At 60.3% G+C, this 16,839-nt stretch carries 16 protein-coding genes; 6 read left to right on the top strand and 10 right to left on the bottom strand.

Annotation, left to right across the window (positions count from 1 at the left end):
* Positions 1-61: 61 nt before the first annotated feature.
* The 9 genes from H3T90_RS01705 to H3T90_RS01745 form a co-directional block, all read right to left on the bottom strand.
* Positions 62-730: an ATP-dependent Clp protease proteolytic subunit gene (locus H3T90_RS01705; RefSeq protein ID WP_015021704.1), complete on the bottom strand. Its 669-nt coding sequence runs from the start codon at positions 728-730 to the stop codon at positions 62-64.
* A 9-nt stretch (positions 731-739) separates the two neighbouring features.
* A complete protein-coding gene (locus tag H3T90_RS01710; RefSeq protein WP_029678947.1) occupies positions 740-1,327 on the bottom strand; it encodes an ATP-dependent Clp protease proteolytic subunit in 588 nt (195 codons plus the stop codon).
* Between the two features lie 181 nt (positions 1,328-1,508).
* On the bottom strand, positions 1,509-2,885 hold the full coding sequence (gene tig / locus H3T90_RS01715) for a trigger factor (RefSeq protein WP_198229383.1): 1,377 nt from the start codon (positions 2,883-2,885) through the stop codon (positions 1,509-1,511).
* Positions 2,886-2,934: 49 nt separating this feature from the next.
* Complete coding sequence (locus H3T90_RS01720) at positions 2,935-4,221, bottom strand: HRDC domain-containing protein (protein WP_198229384.1); 1,287 nt, start codon at positions 4,219-4,221, stop codon at positions 2,935-2,937.
* A 351-nt stretch (positions 4,222-4,572) separates the two neighbouring features.
* On the bottom strand, positions 4,573-5,454 hold the full coding sequence (gene pflA, locus H3T90_RS01725) for a pyruvate formate-lyase-activating protein (protein WP_110425144.1): 882 nt from the start codon (positions 5,452-5,454) through the stop codon (positions 4,573-4,575).
* A gap of 98 nt (positions 5,455-5,552) precedes the next feature.
* Positions 5,553-7,928, bottom strand: coding sequence for a formate C-acetyltransferase (gene pflB, locus H3T90_RS01730; RefSeq protein ID WP_046322815.1), 2,376 nt, complete (start codon positions 7,926-7,928; stop codon positions 5,553-5,555).
* A gap of 242 nt (positions 7,929-8,170) precedes the next feature.
* Positions 8,171-8,407 (bottom strand): hypothetical protein, encoded by a 237-nt coding sequence (locus H3T90_RS01735; protein WP_198229385.1) that lies wholly within the window; start codon positions 8,405-8,407, stop codon positions 8,171-8,173.
* A 5-nt stretch (positions 8,408-8,412) separates the two neighbouring features.
* The gene (locus tag H3T90_RS01740) at positions 8,413-10,086 is read right to left on the bottom strand and encodes an NAD+ synthase (protein ID WP_110425141.1); all 1,674 of its coding nucleotides are present in this window, start codon (positions 10,084-10,086) and stop codon (positions 8,413-8,415) included.
* Positions 10,087-10,170: 84 nt separating this feature from the next.
* Positions 10,171-11,853, bottom strand: a complete 1,683-nt coding sequence (locus tag H3T90_RS01745; RefSeq protein WP_198229386.1) for an MFS transporter — start codon at positions 11,851-11,853, stop codon at positions 10,171-10,173.
* Between the two features lie 209 nt (positions 11,854-12,062).
* Between H3T90_RS01745 and H3T90_RS01750 the strand changes: the two genes are divergently transcribed.
* Genes H3T90_RS01750 through H3T90_RS01770 form a run of 5 tightly spaced genes read left to right on the top strand, consistent with a single transcriptional unit; the run spans position 12,063 to position 15,201 of the window.
* Positions 12,063-12,770, top strand: a complete 708-nt coding sequence (locus tag H3T90_RS01750; RefSeq protein ID WP_198229387.1) for a TetR/AcrR family transcriptional regulator — start codon at positions 12,063-12,065, stop codon at positions 12,768-12,770.
* On the top strand, positions 12,761-13,132 hold the full coding sequence (locus H3T90_RS01755; RefSeq protein WP_110425138.1) for a YccF domain-containing protein: 372 nt from the start codon (positions 12,761-12,763) through the stop codon (positions 13,130-13,132). Before H3T90_RS01750 ends, H3T90_RS01755 begins: the two co-directional genes overlap by 10 nt.
* A gap of 13 nt (positions 13,133-13,145) precedes the next feature.
* On the top strand, positions 13,146-13,685 hold the full coding sequence (locus H3T90_RS01760; RefSeq protein ID WP_198229388.1) for a peptidylprolyl isomerase: 540 nt from the start codon (positions 13,146-13,148) through the stop codon (positions 13,683-13,685).
* 12 nt (positions 13,686-13,697) lie between these two features.
* Positions 13,698-14,189 (top strand): very short patch repair endonuclease, encoded by a 492-nt coding sequence (locus H3T90_RS01765; RefSeq protein ID WP_110425136.1) that lies wholly within the window; start codon positions 13,698-13,700, stop codon positions 14,187-14,189.
* Complete coding sequence (locus H3T90_RS01770) at positions 14,155-15,201, top strand: Gfo/Idh/MocA family protein (protein ID WP_198229389.1); 1,047 nt, start codon at positions 14,155-14,157, stop codon at positions 15,199-15,201. Before H3T90_RS01765 ends, H3T90_RS01770 begins: the two co-directional genes overlap by 35 nt.
* Positions 15,202-15,287: 86 nt before the next feature.
* Here H3T90_RS01770 and H3T90_RS01775 read toward each other — a convergent pair whose 3' ends face one another.
* Positions 15,288-15,866, bottom strand: a complete 579-nt coding sequence (locus H3T90_RS01775) for a haloacid dehalogenase-like hydrolase (RefSeq protein WP_198229390.1) — start codon at positions 15,864-15,866, stop codon at positions 15,288-15,290.
* 405 nt (positions 15,867-16,271) lie between these two features.
* On the opposite strand from H3T90_RS01775, the gene H3T90_RS01780 reads away from it, so the two are divergent.
* Positions 16,272-16,712: a MarR family winged helix-turn-helix transcriptional regulator gene (locus H3T90_RS01780; protein WP_046322805.1), complete on the top strand. Its 441-nt coding sequence runs from the start codon at positions 16,272-16,274 to the stop codon at positions 16,710-16,712.
* Positions 16,713-16,839: the final 127 nt, after the last annotated feature.

Below are 16,839 nucleotides of genomic sequence, written 5' to 3' on the forward strand. Positions count from 1 at the left end.
GCCGTGGGTCCCAGGGGCCCGCCGCCATCCGGACAATCAATCATACGCGCAGTCACCGGAGCTAATTGCGGTGCTCCAGGACCTCGTCCACCATCCCGTAGTCCTTGGCCTGCTGGGCGGTCAGAATGGTGTCCACCTCGATGTCCTTGCGGATCTTTTCCACATCCTGACCGGTGTGCTTGGCCAGGGTCTCCTCCAGCCAGGTGCGCATGCGCAGCATCTCCTTGGCCTGGATCTCGATCTCGGTGGCCTTGCCGAAGTCCTGCTCCATGGCCGGCTGATGAATCAGCACACGGGCGTTGGGCAGGATCAAGCGCTTGCCCTTGGTGCCTGCCGCCAGGAGAACTGCAGCGGCCGAAGCAGCCTGGCCCAGGCAGACAGTCTGTACATCGGGCTTGATGTACTGCATTGTGTCATAGATGGCGGTCATGGCCGTCATGGATCCCCCCGGCGAGTTGATGTAGATGATCACGTCGCGATTGGGATCCTGGCTCTCCAGAACCAGGAGCTGGGCCATAATGTCGTCCGATGAAGTGTCATCCACCTGGACGCCCATGAAGATGATCCTGTCGTCGAAGAGCCTGGTGTAGGGGTCCTGGCGCTTGTAGCCGTATGGGGTGCGCTCCTCGAACTGCGGCAGCACATAGCGGTCGGTGGGCACAGCGGCCAGGCCGCGAGGGCCTGCCAGTCGACGGGCCCGAGCTACGAATTGCGCTTCTTCAGATGCCATATGGAGTGCTCACTTCCCTTGATCCGCGGTCATAGTGCCGTGGGTGGTCACGATCCGGTCGACGAAGCCATACTCCAGGGCCTGCTGGGCCGTGAACCAGTGATCGTATTCGTTGTCCCGGTAGATCTCTTCCAGGGTGTGGCCAGTCTGCTCGGCTGTCAACTGGGAGAGTGTACGCTTCATGTCCATGATCAGCTCGGCGTTGATCCTGACATCAGTGGCCGTGCCTCCGACACCGCCCGAGGGCTGATGCATGAGCACCCGCGCATGGGAGGTGACGAAGCGCTTGCCCTTGGCCCCGCTAGAAAGCAGGAACTGGCCCATGGAAGCAGCCATGCCGACCGCGACCGTAGCCACGTCGGGCTCGATCAGCTGCATGGTGTCGTAGATGGCCATGCCGGCCGTAATGGAGCCGCCAGGCGAGTTGATATAGAGCCAGATATCCTTCTTGGGATCCTCGGCCGCCAGCATCAGCATCTGTGCGCAGATGACGTTGGCGTTGGCGTCCTTGACCTCGTCCCCCAGCCAGATGATCCTGTCCTTGAGCAGTCGGTTGAAGATGGGATCGGTCGGCGTAGGGGCCTCCCCCTCCTCCATCACAGGACTGGTTGCCAATGAGTTGTTCACCCTGTCTCCTTCGATAAACGTATCTGTATTGAGAGTAGCCCCCGCAATCGACGCGTCCACAGTCTTTCTGCTCTTTGCGCAACCGCTACGACAGGGCCGCACCCAGGCTGTTTCGCCACTGGGTGCGGCCCTGTTCGCTGCTTTGAAAAAGCTACTCCTGATCCTGGGAGAGCTGGTCGGCCACTTCAGCCGCAGCAGAGGCAGCCTGGACGCTCTCGTCCTGCTCCTCCTGGGCCTCGGACTCATCCTCGCCCAGGAAGCGGCTCAGGTCCACCTCCTGGCCATCGGGATCCTTGAAGGTGACGGCCCGCATTCCGGCCAGCATACCCTTGGAGCGGCCGACCTCCTGCACGGCCGAACCCAGCTGGCCGTTACGGACGATGCCGTTGATGAAGGCGCTGGGATCCATACCATACTGCTGGGCGATGGAGGCCAGGAAGTTGGTCACGTCAGCCTGGCTGACCGTGATGCCCAGCTTCTCAGCCAAGGCATCCAGGGTCATCTGGTCGCGCAGCTCCTTCTCCACAGTCTGTTCGGCCTCGGCCTTCTCGTCCTTGCTGGCCTTGTCGGGATCCTTGCCGGTGTTCTTAAGCTGATCGGTCACCATGGACTGCTTGATGCCCTTGGGCACCGGGATGTCCAGGTCGTCCTGGAGCTTAGCGATGAAGGCATCGCGGGCGTCAGTGGCCTGCCGACCCTCGGCATCCACCTGGCACTGCTTGCGTACGTCCTCGCGCAGCTCCTTCAGTGTCTCGAACTCCGAGGCCTCCTTGGCGAACTCGTCGTCCAGGTCGGGCAGTTCCTCGGCCTTGACCGAGTTGACCTTGACCTTGATTTGGGCCTTCTCGCCCTGGTGCTCGCCGGCCTCCAGGGTACCCTCGAAGGTGGTCTCTTCCCCGGCGGACAGCCCGTCAAGGGCCTCATCCAGGCCATCCAGCATGGTGTTGGAGCCCAGCTCGTAGCTGACCCCCTGCTGGGAGTCCACGGACTCACCGTCGATGACGGCATCCAGATCGATGTTGGCGTAGTCACCTTTGGTGGCGGGGCGATCCACGCTGACCAGGGTGCCGAAACGCTGACGCAGGTTGTCCAGACGCTTGTCCACGTCCTCGTCGGTGACGGCAGGCTTGGGGACCTCAATCTCCATGCCCTCAATGTCGGGAAGCTCGAACTTGGGACGAATCTCCACCTCGGCGGTGAACTTAAGCTTGGTGTCGTCCTTGGCCGAGGAAGGAATGTCCTTGACATCGATCTGCGGCTGGGCCATGGCGTGCAGCTGCTTCTCCTCCAGAGCCTTGGAATAGAGTTCGGGCACGCCCGCGTTGACGGCCTCGCCCGCCACGCTGGCAAAGCCTACGCGCTGATCGATGATGGGTCCAGGCACATGGCCTTTGCGGAAGCCGGGGATGGTCACCTGCTTGCCGATCTCCTTACGGGCCTGATCCAGGTAGGGGTTCAGCTCATCGGGATCGACGGTGATGGTGAGCCTGACCTTGGTGGGCTCGAGGTTTCTGACGCTGATTTTCACGCTGCGCTCCAATTCATCCAAACCGTTTGATCTGCCAGTAAGGCAACCGTTACATAATAGCGCGAGTCAGAGACTCTGACAGGAGTGAAACCTGCCAGGGGCGGGCACCCTCCTGATGCAAAAAGTCGGCCACATCGCGCTTTTCCGGTTCGTCTGTCCAGCAGAGGTTGCGCAGGTAGCGGGGCTTGATCAGAATCTCGTCGGGTGTGTTGGTCCGGCGTCCCACTTCAGTCACCGCCTTGCGCGCTGCCTCCAGCCTTGCAAACCGGTCCGGATGACGATGCCGCCAGATCTGCATGGACTTGGGAGCATTGGTCTCCTCACACCGCGGCTTGGGAGGCACCGGCAGCTCTTCGGTAGGCAGACTCAGCGCCTCCAGAATAGCCTGTTTCCAGACTGCGGACCTGACCCGGCGCTGGATGGGCGCATAGCGCTCGAACATGCGGTCCTGCTCGCCGCCGGTGTGGATCCTGACCCGCTCGTTCAAGGATCGGATGGCTCGGAACTGCGCGTTGTTGTGCGGCTTGAGTCTGCCGGCCTCGATGATGGCCTTGTCGGGCAGGAGGAGCGTCGGAGCGATGTCGTTGCGTCTGGCCAGCTGATCCCTGACGGTCCACAACGAGCGGGCCACAGCCAGGCCTCGACGGTCATTGTGCAAGGCGTTGATATGCGAGATATGTCGCCAGGGCTGCTCAGGCTCCGGCTTGGGGATTTTGCCCTGCTCCAGCAACCAGGCGAATTCCTGCCTGGCCCATTCATTCTTGCCGTGACTGCGCAGGTCCTCCAGCTCGCGCGTTCGCACCTGATCCAGCAGCTCCACGTCCAAGGCTGCGTAATTGCGCCAATCACGCGGCAGTGGGCGGTAGGACCAGTCTGCGGCAGAATGCTCCTTGGCCAGCGTCAGCCCCAGGTAGTGCGCGGTCACTGCAGACAGGCCGTAATGCCCCAGATTAAGCATCCTGGCTGCAAGCTCGGTATCGAAGAGAGAGGAGGGCCTCATGCCCAACGCATAGAAGCCAGGCAGATCCTGAGGAGAGTCATGAATGATCCACTGGGCCCCATCAACAGCCTTATTGAATTCCGACCAGTCACAGCCCGCCTTCATCAGCGCCGGTGGGTCCAGCAGGAATATCCCCGCTCCCCGGCGCTTGAACTGGACCAGGTAGTCGTCGTGGCCATAGCGGAAGCCAGAGGCCCGTTCAGCATCCGCGGCCAGCGCACCGCTCCCCTTTGACAGCATTCGACAGGCCCGGCGGTATTCGGCCATATCGTCGATGACCGACGGCACACCCTGGGCGGGCTCTGAAAGCAGCTGCGTCTTAGGTTCCGTGGTCACCTGCGCTCAACCTCTTTTTTAGTTTGTCTTCCATCACGCTACCGGACCGACCGGCCCGGAAAACACACGCCTGAAAGCATAGTCCATGGCCTCAACCCACCGATAAACCCTTGCTAAGCAGACTTCGTCGACAATTGATCGATTTACGGGGTTGATCATTTACCAAGCCGGTCATTCACCGTGCCCGGCATTTAGTGAATCTGACAGTGAGTGAGTCTGTCATTCGCTGATTGGCTGGCTGGTCTCCGCTCAAGCAAACAAAACTCCCCACGACATCTGCCGTGGGGAGTCACAAGAAAATTAATTGGCTTTCTCCTGGGTCCGTCATGGAACCACAAAGGGTTCTGAGGCTCAGTAGACCACGAAGCCATGGGCCTCCAGCTGCTTCTTGACCCTATCCTTCAGGGCCGCCGAGGGGCCTTTGGCATCCTCCAGTGGGTAGGGAATGCGCAGCTCATGCCATTTGGGCCGTCCAAGCTGATGGAAGGGAAGCACATCAATGTGCTCAATGGCATCCTTGAACTGTTCGCACACACGAGCGACATTCTCGACGTTCTCCTCCGAGTCGGTCAGCCCAGGCACCAGCACAAAGCGAACCCAGATCTTACTACCACGGGCGGCAAGACGCTTGCCAAATTCGATCGTGGGGGCCAGGGTGCCGCCGGTCACCTTCTTGTAGGTGGTCTCGTCGCCAGATTTGACATCCAACAGGCACAGGTCGATATCGTCAATCATGGCATCTGTGTAGTTGCGATTGAGGAAGCCTGAGGTGTCCAGGCATGTGTGGACGCCCATCTCCTTGGCGGCCCGAAAGACGCGTGAGACAAAGGCTGCCTGCATCATGGACTCGCCGCCGCTGAAGGTGATTCCTCCGCCCGTACTTTTGAAGAGGTCCTGGTAGCGGGCCACCTTATCGATCATGGCCTGTAGGTATACGGGCTGGCCATCGCGCATCTTCCAGGTGTCAGGATTCTGGCAGTACTGGCAACGCAGGGGGCATCCGCTCATGAAGACGGTCATCCTTGTGCCCGGCCCGTCCACTGAGGTATTGATGTCCCAGGAGTGAACAAATCCGATGTCGCCCGTGCGCAGGGCATTCATGCGGTCGTGCCGGTCCAGTCCAATGGGCGATTCGAACCCCGAAAGGCCGCCCATCAGGGTCTGGCTCTGGTAAACCTTGGATTCCTTGAGCATGTGCGGCTGTGTGGTATGGAAGGTGGTGGTCTCCGTCATTGGATCCTCCTGAAAAAGACGAAAAGGGGGCGGGGCCTTGGTGCGCCCCGCCCCATGATTCACCGTCTCATCAACGGTTGACTATCGCACAAGGGCGATCAGTCGGTCACCGCACCCTGGTGGAAGGTGCGGGAGATCACGTCGAGCTGCTGCTCGCGGGTCAGCTTGACGAAGTTGACGGCGTAGCCCGAGACGCGCACAGTCAGGTGCGGGTACTTCTCGGGGTGTTCGACGGCATCCTCCAGCTGCTCCTTGCGCAGGACGTTGATGTTGGCGTGGTAGAGCCCGTGGCCGTTGCCAGCGTCCAGGATGCCCACCAGGTTGTTGATGCGCTCATCCTCGTCGCGGCCCAGGCCGTCAGGGGTGATCGTGTTGGTCAGCGAGATGCCGTCCAGGGCGTCGTCGTAGTCGATCTTGCCCACGGAGAACATGGAGGGCAGCATGCCGTGCGAATCCATGCCATTCTCGGGGTTGGCTCCGGGAGCGTACGGGGTGCCCTTCTTGTGGCCGGAGGGGAAGGACCCGGTGTTCTTGCCATACTCCACGTTGGAGGTGATGGTCAGGATGGACTGGGTCGGCACAGCGCCACGGTAGACAGGCAGACGCTTGATCTGGCCCATAACGGTGGAGACAGTCCACTTGGCCAGGTCGTCGGCGCGATCGTCGTCGTTGCCGTAGATCGGGAACTCGCCGACGGTCTTGTAGTTGACGATCAGATCGTCGTCAGCGCCCTCGACATACTCAGGGGTGCCCTTGGCATCCTTGTTGTAGATCGGGTAGACCTTGGCGTACTTGATAGCCGACAGGGAGTCAGCGGCGATGGACAGGCCGGACATGCCGCAACCCAGGGTGCGGTAGACCTCCTTGTCGTGCAGGGCCATCTCAATGGACTCGTAGTCGTACTTATCGTGCATGTAGTGGATGATGTTCAGAGCCTCGACGTAGGTCTCGCTCAGCCACTCCAGGGCCTTCTCGTAGTTGTCCTTGACCTCCTGGAAGTCCAGAGAACCGTCTTCCTTGGGGGTGACAGGCTTGATCACGTCCTTGTCGATGACCTGCATGCCGGTCATCTCGTCACGGCCGCCGTTCATGGCGTACAACAGAGCCTTGGCGGAGTTGACGCGGGCGCCGAAGAACTGCATCTGCTTGCCGACCCTCATGGGGGACACGCAGCAGGCGATGGCAGCGTCATCACCCCAGTGGGCGCGAATGTCCTTGTCGGACTCGTACTGGATGGCGGAGGTGTCGATGGAGATACGGGCACAGAAGCGCTTGTAGCCCTCAGGCAGCTTCGGATCCCAGAAGATGGTGATGTTGGGCTCGGGACCGGGTCCAAGGTGCTCCAAGGTCAGAGTAGCCAGCAGACGGAAGGAGGTCTTGGTGACCATGGGCCTGCCATCGTCGCCGAAGCCAGCGTCGGACCAAGTGGCCCAGTAGGGGTCGCCCGAGAAGATGTTGTCGTAGTCCTTGGTCCGCAGGAAGCGCACGATGCGCAGCTTCATCACGATGTTGTCGATGATCTCCTGGGCATCGGTCTCGTCGATCAGGCCAGCGGCCAGATCACGCTCGAAGTAGACGTCGAAGAAAGCAGACAGGCGGCCGATGGACATAGCGGCACCATCCTGGCTCTTGACCGAAGCCAGGTAAGCCATGTAGGTCCACTGCACAGCTTCCTTGGCGTTCATGGCAGGACGGCTCAGGTCCAGGCCGTACTCCTTGCCCAGGTTCAGCAACTGCTTCAGAGCCTTGATCTGCTCAGCGTGCTCCTCACGGAAGCGGATCCAGTGCTCGATCTCTTCCTCGGTGAAGTCGTTACGGTAAGGAATCGAATCCTTGTCGGCCTTCTTGCGGGCAATCAGCTCATCAATGCCATACAGGGCCACACGACGGTAGTCGCCAATAATGCGGCCACGGCCGTAAGCATCGGGCAGACCAGTCAGAATCTTGTTGTGGCGGGCCAGCTTGATCCTCTTGGTGTAAACATCGAAGACTCCATCGTTGTGGGTCTTGCGATACCGAGTGAAGATCTTCTTGACTTCAGGATCGGGCTCCTTGCCGGCCTCCTTGAGGGCCTGCTCAACCATACGCCAGCCGCCATAGGGCATCATCGCACGCTTGCAGGGGACATCGGTCTGAATGCCGACAATCACGTCGTCTTGTGTTTCGCCGGCAGGCTTGCCATCGATGTATCCGGCTGGGAAGGCGTCAATGCCCGCCGGAGTGTGGGTGTCCACGTCGTAGACGCGCTGCTTGCGCTCTACGGCAAGGAAATTGTCATCCAGGTAGTTCCACAGGAACTTGGTCTTCTCTGTAGCCGGCGCGAGGAAGGATTCGTCACCGGTGTACGGAGTGTAGTTCTTTTGAATGAAGTCGCGAACGTCGATGTCTTTCTTCCAGTCCTCGCCCTTGAAGCCCTTCCAAGCCTTGGCTTGCAGCTCTGCGGGAGAGACGGTATTGGTCTCAACTGCTGTCATAGTCAACTCCTTGTTGATATGGTCAATGGCGCTTCCTCACACCACTGTCACTTTCAAGTATAGGGGGCGCATTACCACGGGAAACCGAATCACGACGTGAGCTATATCACACTGCGAGCAGACTCGCAATAGGCGCCACGCCCATATCCTGCAAGCTCGCCTGGCACACCGCCTGAGCCCCGATCCATTCTGATTGCTCAGCCAACTGGTTGCCAACGCTGGTGTGCGATCCAGCGGAAGCTTCATCTGTCAGCTGAGGACTGTTCCTGCCCTGGATCACCCTCCCAGGCCTGCCGCCAACGGCGGTCCTCTTCATCCCATTCCTTGTTCCGGCGCTTGGCAATCTTCCAGGCATCGAGGGCCTCCTGCCTGCTGTGGTAGGGGCCCATCCGCCTGTCCTGCGGAGACAGCTTGCCCTGCTCGGGTCTGCCGGTGACGGTGTTGAAGTACCAGGCCGCTTGCTCCTGTTCGGAACCCATGGCGATCACTCCCTGAAAGCGTTGGTGACGGGCAGCCGCCGGTCCCGGCCGAAGGCCAGGGAGGTGACCTTGGGCCCCAGCGGGTACTGGCGCCGCTTCCACTCGGCCCGATCCACCAGCCGCATGACCGTGTCGACCGTGTCGGGATCGAAGCCGTCGGCCAGAAGGTCGGCCCGACCATGCGCATGCTCGATGTATGCCTCAAGGACCTTGTCGAGCAGGCTGTAGTCTGGCAGGGAATCAGAGTCTTTTTGCCCTTGGCGCAGCTCGGCCGAGGGAGGCTTGACGATGGAGTTGACCGGGATGGGCTCACGCTCACCCCTTGCCTGGGCCTCAGCGTTGCGCCAGCGGGCCAGCTGCCAGACCCGGGTTTTGAGCAGATCCTTGATGGGTGCGTAACCGCCGACCGCATCGCCATAAATAGTTGAATAGCCACAGGCCAGCTCGGACTTGTTTCCGGTGGCCAGGGCCAGAAGCCCCTCGGCATTCGCGTAGGCCATGACAATGACGCCGCGTATCCGAGCCTGCAGATTCTCTTCCGCTACCCCTTCCAGATGCAACTGCCCTTGGAAGGCATCAAATTCCGGGCCTATGGCTTGGACCACGTAACGCACGCCCAAACGCTGGGCCAGGTCGGCAGCATCATCCCGGGAACCTTCCGAAGAATAACGGCTGGGCATGGAGATGCCGCGTACATGCTCCCCCCCGCAGGCATCGGCGGCCATGGTGGCCACCAGGGCCGAGTCGATTCCGCCTGACAGCCCCAGGCAGACGCCCGTAAAGTGGTTCTTGGCCATATAGTCTTTCAGCCCCAACACGCAGGCCCGATAGACCTCCTCATCCCCGGGCATCTCTTCGGCCATGCATGACTCACTGGGCAGTGGGCGCTCCCCTGGTGCAGGAAGGGTCCAAGTAGACAGATCCTGGACGAATCTAGGCGAGCGCTCCAGCAAGGTGCCATCCTGGTTCACCACGAAACTGCCGCCGTCAAAGACCAGATCGTCCTGCCCGCCCACCTGGTTCAGGTAGAGCAGAGGCGCACCGACCTGCTTGGCCCGGCGAGCCGCTAACTCGTAGCGGACATGCCCCTTGCCCTCCTCGAAGGGAGAGCCATTGATGGTCACCAGGAGGTCAATGCCCCTGCCAGCCAGGTCGCTGATGGGATCGCCCTCCTGCCAGATGTCCTCGCAGATGGCCAGCCCTATCCGGTGCCCCTGCACCTCCAGGACCACAGTCCTATCCCCCGGGGTAAAAATCCTGTATTCGTCAAAGACCCCGTAGTTGGGCAGGAAGTGCTTGTCGTAGCCGGCCTCGACCCGCCCCTGGTGCAGGACCACCAGCCGATTGCGAGGCCTGTCCTGATCCGTATCGGTGCCAACGGTCCCCACGATCACATACAGATGGCCCAGACCCTGCTCGTCCAGCTCCTTGGCCAGACGGTCGGCCCTAGACCAGGCGGCCCTACGAAAGCTGGCACGAAATGCCAGGTCCTCGATTGGGTAACCGGTCAGGCTCATCTCGGGAAAGACCACCAGGGTCGCTCCCTGCTCAGCTGCCTTTCGGGAGTAGTCCATAATAATGTCGGCGTTGCCGTCAAGATCGCCCACACAGGTGTCGATCTGAGCCAGAGCCACCAGCAGATCGCCATCCCGCCGCGGCTGTTCCTCTTGTTTGACCATACCAATGATTCTAAACCGTGCCTGGGCCTGCTGACCGGCAGACAATCCCAAAAAACCGAGGCAAAGAAGCAGGGTGCGGATGCCTCAGACCTTATCGGCCCCAGCCTTGCGAGCAGCCCGACGCACCAGCACCGAGGCGACCAGTCCCAGGAGAAGCAACAGAACTGCAAAGCCCATGGCCCACTGAGCGCCTTGAGTGAATCCCTCAGTCAAGGCATTGGTCACTTGAGGACCCAAGGCTCCCAGTCGGCCCCGGGTGCCTTGAGCTCGCATGCCGACGATGGCATTACCTGCAGAGGACTGAACCGATCTGACCAGGCCATCGGCGATCTGCACTGAAATCCCCTTGAGGGCCGTCAGATGTCTTGGCAGCACCAGACTCAGAGCCAGGGAAAGGGCGGAACCGGAAACTGCAGCGCCCAGGGCAGTCCCCCACTGACGAATGGTGGACTGGGTGGCTGAAGCCTGGCCGGACTGGGATACCGGAACACCGGACAGCACCAGACTGGTCAGCTGTGCCGAGGCAAAGCCCAGACCAGCACCGTAGATAATCAGAGTCAGGGTCATGGGCCAAACTGGCACCGACCCACGCATGAGCAGAATGGACAGGGCCACGCCGACGATTTCCATCAACAGGCCCGTCTGCACCGTGCCTCCAGCTCCCAGTCGGGCTGAGACCACTCGAGCCAGACCCCCCGAAACAACTGACCCCAGGGCCATGACGCCCAGGATGGATCCTGCCCCCAGGGGACTCAGGCCTCTGGCGTTGATCAGGTAGAGAGGCAGGATGAACATGACCGCGAACTGACCGGCGTTGACGATGGCGGCCGTCAGGTTGCCCCAGCCGAAGGTGCCAATGGCGAACATGGACACGTCCAGGATGACCATCTTGCCCTTTCGTGCCCTGGCCAGCTCGGTCAGCGCAAAGGCGGCCAACAGGACCAATCCGAGGATCAGACTGACCGGAACCGGCGACAGGGGCACTGCTGCAGACCAGTGCAGTGAGCCCAGTTCAAATGCGGCACGCGGATGCCACCAGCCGTAGGTCTGCCCCTCGATCAGCGCAAAGACCACCAGGGCCGACCCTAGAGCAGAAAGAAGTATGCCCTTCCAGTCGGCAAGCATTCCCCACCGGTCACCAGTCTGCCGGGGAGCGGACTTGGTCTCGGGCACAAAGACTGCGCTGGCCACGAGAACGATCAGTCCCAGAGGCAGATTGACCAGGAAGATCCACCGCCATCCGATGGTGCTGGTGAAGACCCCGCCCAGGAAGGGACCGACCGCCGCAGCGGATGACATGACGGCCCCCCAGATGCCAAACGCAGTGGCTCGGTGACGACCCCGGAAGGTGGCGGAAACGGTGGACAAGGTGGAAGGCATGACCAGGGAGCCGCCGATTCCCTGAACAAGCCGGGCTAGAAGCAGCATTGTGCCGGAGGAGGCCGATGCAGCGAAGATGGAACCCAACACAAAGATGACCGTACCCACCTGCAGGATCCGCTTGCGTCCGATCATGTCCCCCAAACGACCGGAAGGCAGGAGCAGGGCCGCCAGGACGATGCTGTAGAGAGCGGTCACCCATTGAGCTTGAGCCAAGTTGATGTGGATGGCAGCGATGATGGAAGGAATGGAGACGTTGACAATGGACGAATCCAGCACAATCATGGCCAGACCCAGGGCCAACACCCAGAGGGCACGCCAGGGCGGTGTCGTCTCCTGAGAACCCTGGCTACCTTTCTTCACGTCTATGCTTGCCGATCCAGTCATCAGATCTCCCCCCTCGCCCTGGTCTGCGAATTTTTTGCGACTATACGTCGCGAAAATCCATCTGGCAAGTTCACTCAGCGCGGACAAGCCGCACGCTAAAGAGACCCTTACGGCTTGGCTCTGCTGTAAATAGGCCATATCATATGCCCCATGACCGGCTGAGCTTGATTCATCGTCGCTGCAACCCGGAGGCCGAACCAAGGAGGACCATGCCCAGGATCCACGAATCCACGCTCCAGGAACACCGCGCCAAAACACTAGACCAGATCATTGCCGCCGCCGAGGCCATCCTGCGCACCGGCGGACGCGACCGGCTGACCATGGCTGAGGTGGCCCGACGCACCAATCTGGCCCGGAACTCCCTATACCGCTATGCCCGGGATGCCGACCAGCTCTGCGACATGGTCATGGAACGGCACCTGCCCGACTGGGGTCAGGCCCTGGACCAGGCCTTGGGCAGGACAGACGACCCGCGCCGGACAGTCGAGATTTGGACCCGCACCAATCTGGAACAAGCCGGACTGCACGGACATGGTTGGCTGATGAACCTCTATGCCGAGCAACACGACGAGCAGTTACGCCAGACCCTGATCTACGGCAATCCCTCCAACCCCCAGGAGCCCGTCCCAAGGAGCGATCGACCCACGGACCGGCAGGCCCAAGCCCTTCTGGACTTCCACCGGCAGGTCAACCAGCCGCTGATCCAGGCATGGGCAGCCCTGCGGCCAACAGATCCTGCCATGGGCGTGGAAGTGACACGTGGCATCGTCCAATCCGGCATGCGACTGATCGATGCTCTGGACCAGGATCGTGCGCCCGAACAGCGGCAGGAACGGCTGACCATCATCATTAAAAAAGTGACCGCCTGCGCCAAGGCCGTCATCGCCACACTGACGGAAGGACCTACATGCGCCTGATCGGCAACATCTGCTGGCTGCTGCTGGGAGGACTGGCCATTGCACTGGCCTGGACCCTGATGGGCATCGTGCTCTGCCTGACAGTGGTGGGTATCCCCCTGGGGGTCCAGGCCTTCAAGATGGCCAGACTCACCCTGACCCCATTTGGCCGACAGGTCATCTACGGAGGCGGGCTGGGATCCTGGCTGGCCAACCTGCTCTGGATCATCCTGGGTGGCTGGTGGCTGGCTCTGGCCTATCTGGCGGCCGGACTGGTCACCATGCTGACCGTGGTGGGCATACCATTCGGCCTGCAGGCCTTCAAGATGGCCCGCCTGGCCCTGATGCCTTTTGGATCCTCGGTGCGCGTCGCCGTCTTATGAAAGGATTGGGGATATGAGCAAAGTCATCATGCATACCTCAGAAGGCGACATTCGCCTGGACCTCTTTGAGGATAAGGCCCCTGAAACCGTAGCCAACTTCCTGGACCTGGCCGCCGGCCACAAGGACTGGACCGACCCTGAGACGGGCCAGAAGCGTCAGGATCCTTTCTATGACGGGCTGACCTTCCACCGGATCATCAAGGACTTCATGATCCAGGGCGGCTGCCCGCTGGGCACCGGCACAGGCGGCCCCGGCTACGAATTCGACGATGAGATCGACCCCTCTCTGACCTTTGAGGAACCCTACAAGCTGGCCATGGCCAATGCAGGGTTGCGCCGGGACCCCGCCACCGGAAAGACCCATGGCACCAACGGATCACAGTTCTTCATCACCACCGTTCCCACCCCCTGGCTGAACGGGCACCACACCATCTTCGGCCAGGTTGCCGATGAGGATTCCCGGCAGGTGGTCGACAAGCTAGATGCCGTGGCCACCGACTCGGGCGACCGTCCCCTTGAGCCGGTCTTCATCAACAGCGTCGAAGTCCTCTGAGCCGTGCCGGGGATGGTTTCGAAAAAGACACCCAGCAGATTCCAGCCCGGCACACGCAGCTACACCATGTCCCGAATCAGGGGCACAGAAACATCAATAGAACGCCAGGTCCGGTCCTACCTCTTCTCGCGCGGTCTGCGGTTCCGCAAGAATGACAAGAGGTATCCGGGCCATCCTGATGTGGTTCTGCCCAAGTGGCGGGCCATGGTATTCGTCAATGGCTGTTTCTGGCACATGCATCAGGGCTGTGCCAAATTCTCCCTTCCCAAATCCAATGTGGAGTTTTGGACCACAAAGCTGACAAGGAACCGTCTGCGGGATCAGGAGCAGGGCGATAAGCTGAAAGCCATGGGCTGGCGGGTTTTCACCGTCTGGGAGTGCGAGCTGGATGCACGTCATGCCCAAGAAACCCTGCAGAAATTGTATGAGGCCATCACAGCAGATGGCCATTCGAACGAAGGAGTCAAGGATGAGCAGATTGAACGGCAAACGACAAGAGGCTGAGCAGAAGGGAATGCAGGTCAACTTCGCCATTCTCGGCGTTGGAAGTATAGCCAACGCCCTAGCCAAGACGGTGGTCATGATGGCCCAAGATCCGCAGTACAGCCACCTGGTGGCCCCCTATGCTGTGGCCTCCAGGGACGGGGATCGTGCAGCCGACTTCGCCCAAAAATATGGATTCCAGCATTCCTATGGCTCCTACCAGGAACTCCTGGATGATCCCCAGGTGGATCTGGTCTACATCGCCACGCCTCACAGCCTCCACGCCGAGCAGGCCATCGCCTGCATGAAGGCCGGGAAGAACGTGCTGGTTGAGAAGTCCTTCACCGCTAACGCCGACCAAGCCAGGCAGGTCATGGAGACATCCGAGAGCACCGGCTTGCTCTGCACCGAGGCCATCTGGACCAGGTACATGCCCTCGCGCTCCATCATCGACGATGTCATCTCCTCGGGAGAAATAGGCACCGTCAAAACCGTGACCGCCAACCTGGGATATGTAACCGTGGGCAAGGCCAGAATGACCGACCCCGCCCTGGCCGGTGGCGCCCTGCTCGACGTGGGTGTCTACCCTCTCAACTTCATCGACATGGTCTTGGGACCCAAGCCCATCGAACGGGTCTGCACGGATTGGGTCCGCAGCCCAGAGGGCGTGGACAGCCAGAACTCCACAACCATTTTCTACCAGGATGGATCCATGGGAGCAGCAACCAGCTCCATGGTCTCAGTCAGCGACCGGACCGGCCGCATCTGGGGAGACCAGGGTTACCTGCAGTGTGCCAATATCAACAATGTGGAGTCCATCGACCTGTACGACGAGGACCATAAATTGAGGAAGAGCTACCCCATCCCCGACCAGCTGACCGGTTATGAGTACGAGGTGGCCAGCGCCGCACAGGCCATCCTGGACGGCAAGACCGAGTGCGCCCAGATGCCCCACAAAGACTCCCTGCGCATCATGGAGCTCATGGACTCCCTGCGCCGCCAGTGGGGATTGGTCTTCCCCTTCGAATCATGAACTAGCACACAGGCCGCTTCAATGATGGAATCATCCCTCCAGAAGGAGTCTTTGCCAGTGAGGAGGAGGATGCAGGCAGACTTGGCCTATTTGATGCGGCGGACCTTGCCATGCTCGACCAGGTAGGCCCGCCGGGCAAGATTGATCATGGGCAGGTCGAAGGCCGAATCGGTGTAGAAGGCGTCAATTGCCGCCTCCTGGCCCAGGGTCCGCTGAAAGTGCAGGGGCTTGTCAGGTCCGAAGTTGAGGTAGCCCACGGTCAGGGACTCCAAATCCAGAGTGGAGCCGATGCAGTGGTTGATGCCCAGTCGTCGGCAGGCCTCCCCGGCCACCAGATCGAATGAGGCGGTCACCACCACGTCGTCGGCCTGGGGGGTGTACCAATCCATGATTTTGTGCATGTTGGCATCCCAGAACTGGCTGACCAGCCGGTCCATGTCAAAGCCGGGACGCGAGGTCAACCGTCGCAGGTAGCGCGAGCCCACCCGACGCATGGCCGAATCTAGCTGCTCCAGGGTGACCCGGCCCAAGCGGTAGCGGACGGCATAGAAGAGGGCAACCGGCAGGTAGTGCAGCACCCGCGGATCCTTGCGGGCAGTGAACAGGTAGAAGTCAAGCAAACTCTCGCCATCGTAGATGGTGCCGTCGAAGTCCAGTACCCGCATGCCAGCCCTTTCCAGATTAGGTCGCGAAAAGAGAACATTTTAGCATACCGTGGAGCAACGACGGTGATAGTCCCCGACCTTGGACGAGCAAAAAGGCAATTCCTTTTAGTTCAGGAGCCTGAGGTAGACAGAAAATTCCTGGATGATCGACTGATATGGACATTGAGTAGGAGCAGGGCATGAGAAATCATGATGAGCCTGGTCCCTGTTCCGATTGTGGACCATCCCCAAGGTGTCGACAGCATTGATATGATGAAAAATGCGTCGTCCGTGCTGGGCCGAGGCTAGGGAGTTGCTGAAAATAGGCCTGGAAGGGGAACGGCGCCGAAGGGGTCCATGCGGTTATCGGGTTAACCATGCCTGCAGAATTCTTCGATCTTCCTTACCAGCTAGGGGGCAGCAGCGATGTTAAAGAAGAGCCACTACCACAACCTGAGCAGCTGCATAGCCGGAATCTACCGGCATGCACGCAACGATGCCAGCCGCTATACAGGCGACTCCACTTTACGGGGTACCCAAGGTGATCTGATTGTATACCTCTATGATCATCCAGGCCTCAGCCAGCGCCAGATAGCACGGGACCTGTGCGTGGATCCCAGTCTGCTGGCTCGGGATCTCAAGGCTTTGAAAGCCCAGGGCCTGGTCAGCCGTGAACAGAACCCCGCTGATCACCGAGTCAATATCATCGCCCTGACCAGGTCAGGCGCAGATATGGCTCGCAAGAGGATCAGGTTGGTCAACAATTGGTGGATTGACCTGTTCAAGCAGAATCCCGACATCGACCCTGAGACCTTTCAAACCGAGTTACGTTGCGTCTACAACCGGCTGCTGGCTAACCAGCTCTGATCTCTCTTCCTGAGCAAGGATTAATAATGAGAAAAGGACCTGGCCGATCCCTTGACCGCCCGTCGACGGTACCAGGCTCATGCCAGGCCTTTTACCTTTTATATCCTTTACGCCCTTGGATCGGCCC

This window comes from Bifidobacterium polysaccharolyticum, assembly GCF_016101585.1.
Classification (GTDB): Bacteria; Actinomycetota; Actinomycetes; order Actinomycetales; family Bifidobacteriaceae; genus Bombiscardovia; species Bombiscardovia polysaccharolytica.

Bases quoted from the DNA above. Each gene is read 5' to 3' on its own strand.
- H3T90_RS01710 (WP_029678947.1), bottom strand. From the start codon at position 1,327: ATGGAGGAGGGGGAGGCCCCTACGCCGACCGATCCCATCTTCAACCGA.
- H3T90_RS01755 (WP_110425138.1), top strand. From the start codon at position 12,761: ATGCGCCTGATCGGCAACATCTGCTGGCTGCTGCTGGGAGGACTGGCC.
- H3T90_RS01735 (WP_198229385.1), bottom strand. From the start codon at position 8,407: ATGGGTTCCGAACAGGAGCAAGCGGCCTGGTACTTCAACACCGTCACC.
- H3T90_RS01750 (WP_198229387.1), top strand. From the start codon at position 12,063: ATGCCCAGGATCCACGAATCCACGCTCCAGGAACACCGCGCCAAAACA.
- H3T90_RS01770 (WP_198229389.1), top strand. From the start codon at position 14,155: ATGAGCAGATTGAACGGCAAACGACAAGAGGCTGAGCAGAAGGGAATG.
- H3T90_RS01745 (WP_198229386.1), bottom strand. From the start codon at position 11,853: ATGACTGGATCGGCAAGCATAGACGTGAAGAAAGGTAGCCAGGGTTCT.
- H3T90_RS01780 (WP_046322805.1), top strand. From the start codon at position 16,272: ATGTTAAAGAAGAGCCACTACCACAACCTGAGCAGCTGCATAGCCGGA.
- H3T90_RS01760 (WP_198229388.1), top strand. From the start codon at position 13,146: ATGAGCAAAGTCATCATGCATACCTCAGAAGGCGACATTCGCCTGGAC.
- H3T90_RS01775 (WP_198229390.1), bottom strand. From the start codon at position 15,866: ATGCGGGTACTGGACTTCGACGGCACCATCTACGATGGCGAGAGTTTG.
- H3T90_RS01765 (WP_110425136.1), top strand. From the start codon at position 13,698: ATGGTTTCGAAAAAGACACCCAGCAGATTCCAGCCCGGCACACGCAGC.
- pflA (WP_110425144.1), bottom strand. From the start codon at position 5,454: ATGACGGAGACCACCACCTTCCATACCACACAGCCGCACATGCTCAAG.
- pflB (WP_046322815.1), bottom strand. From the start codon at position 7,928: ATGACAGCAGTTGAGACCAATACCGTCTCTCCCGCAGAGCTGCAAGCC.
- H3T90_RS01705 (WP_015021704.1), bottom strand. From the start codon at position 730: ATGGCATCTGAAGAAGCGCAATTCGTAGCTCGGGCCCGTCGACTGGCA.
- H3T90_RS01740 (WP_110425141.1), bottom strand. From the start codon at position 10,086: ATGGTCAAACAAGAGGAACAGCCGCGGCGGGATGGCGATCTGCTGGTG.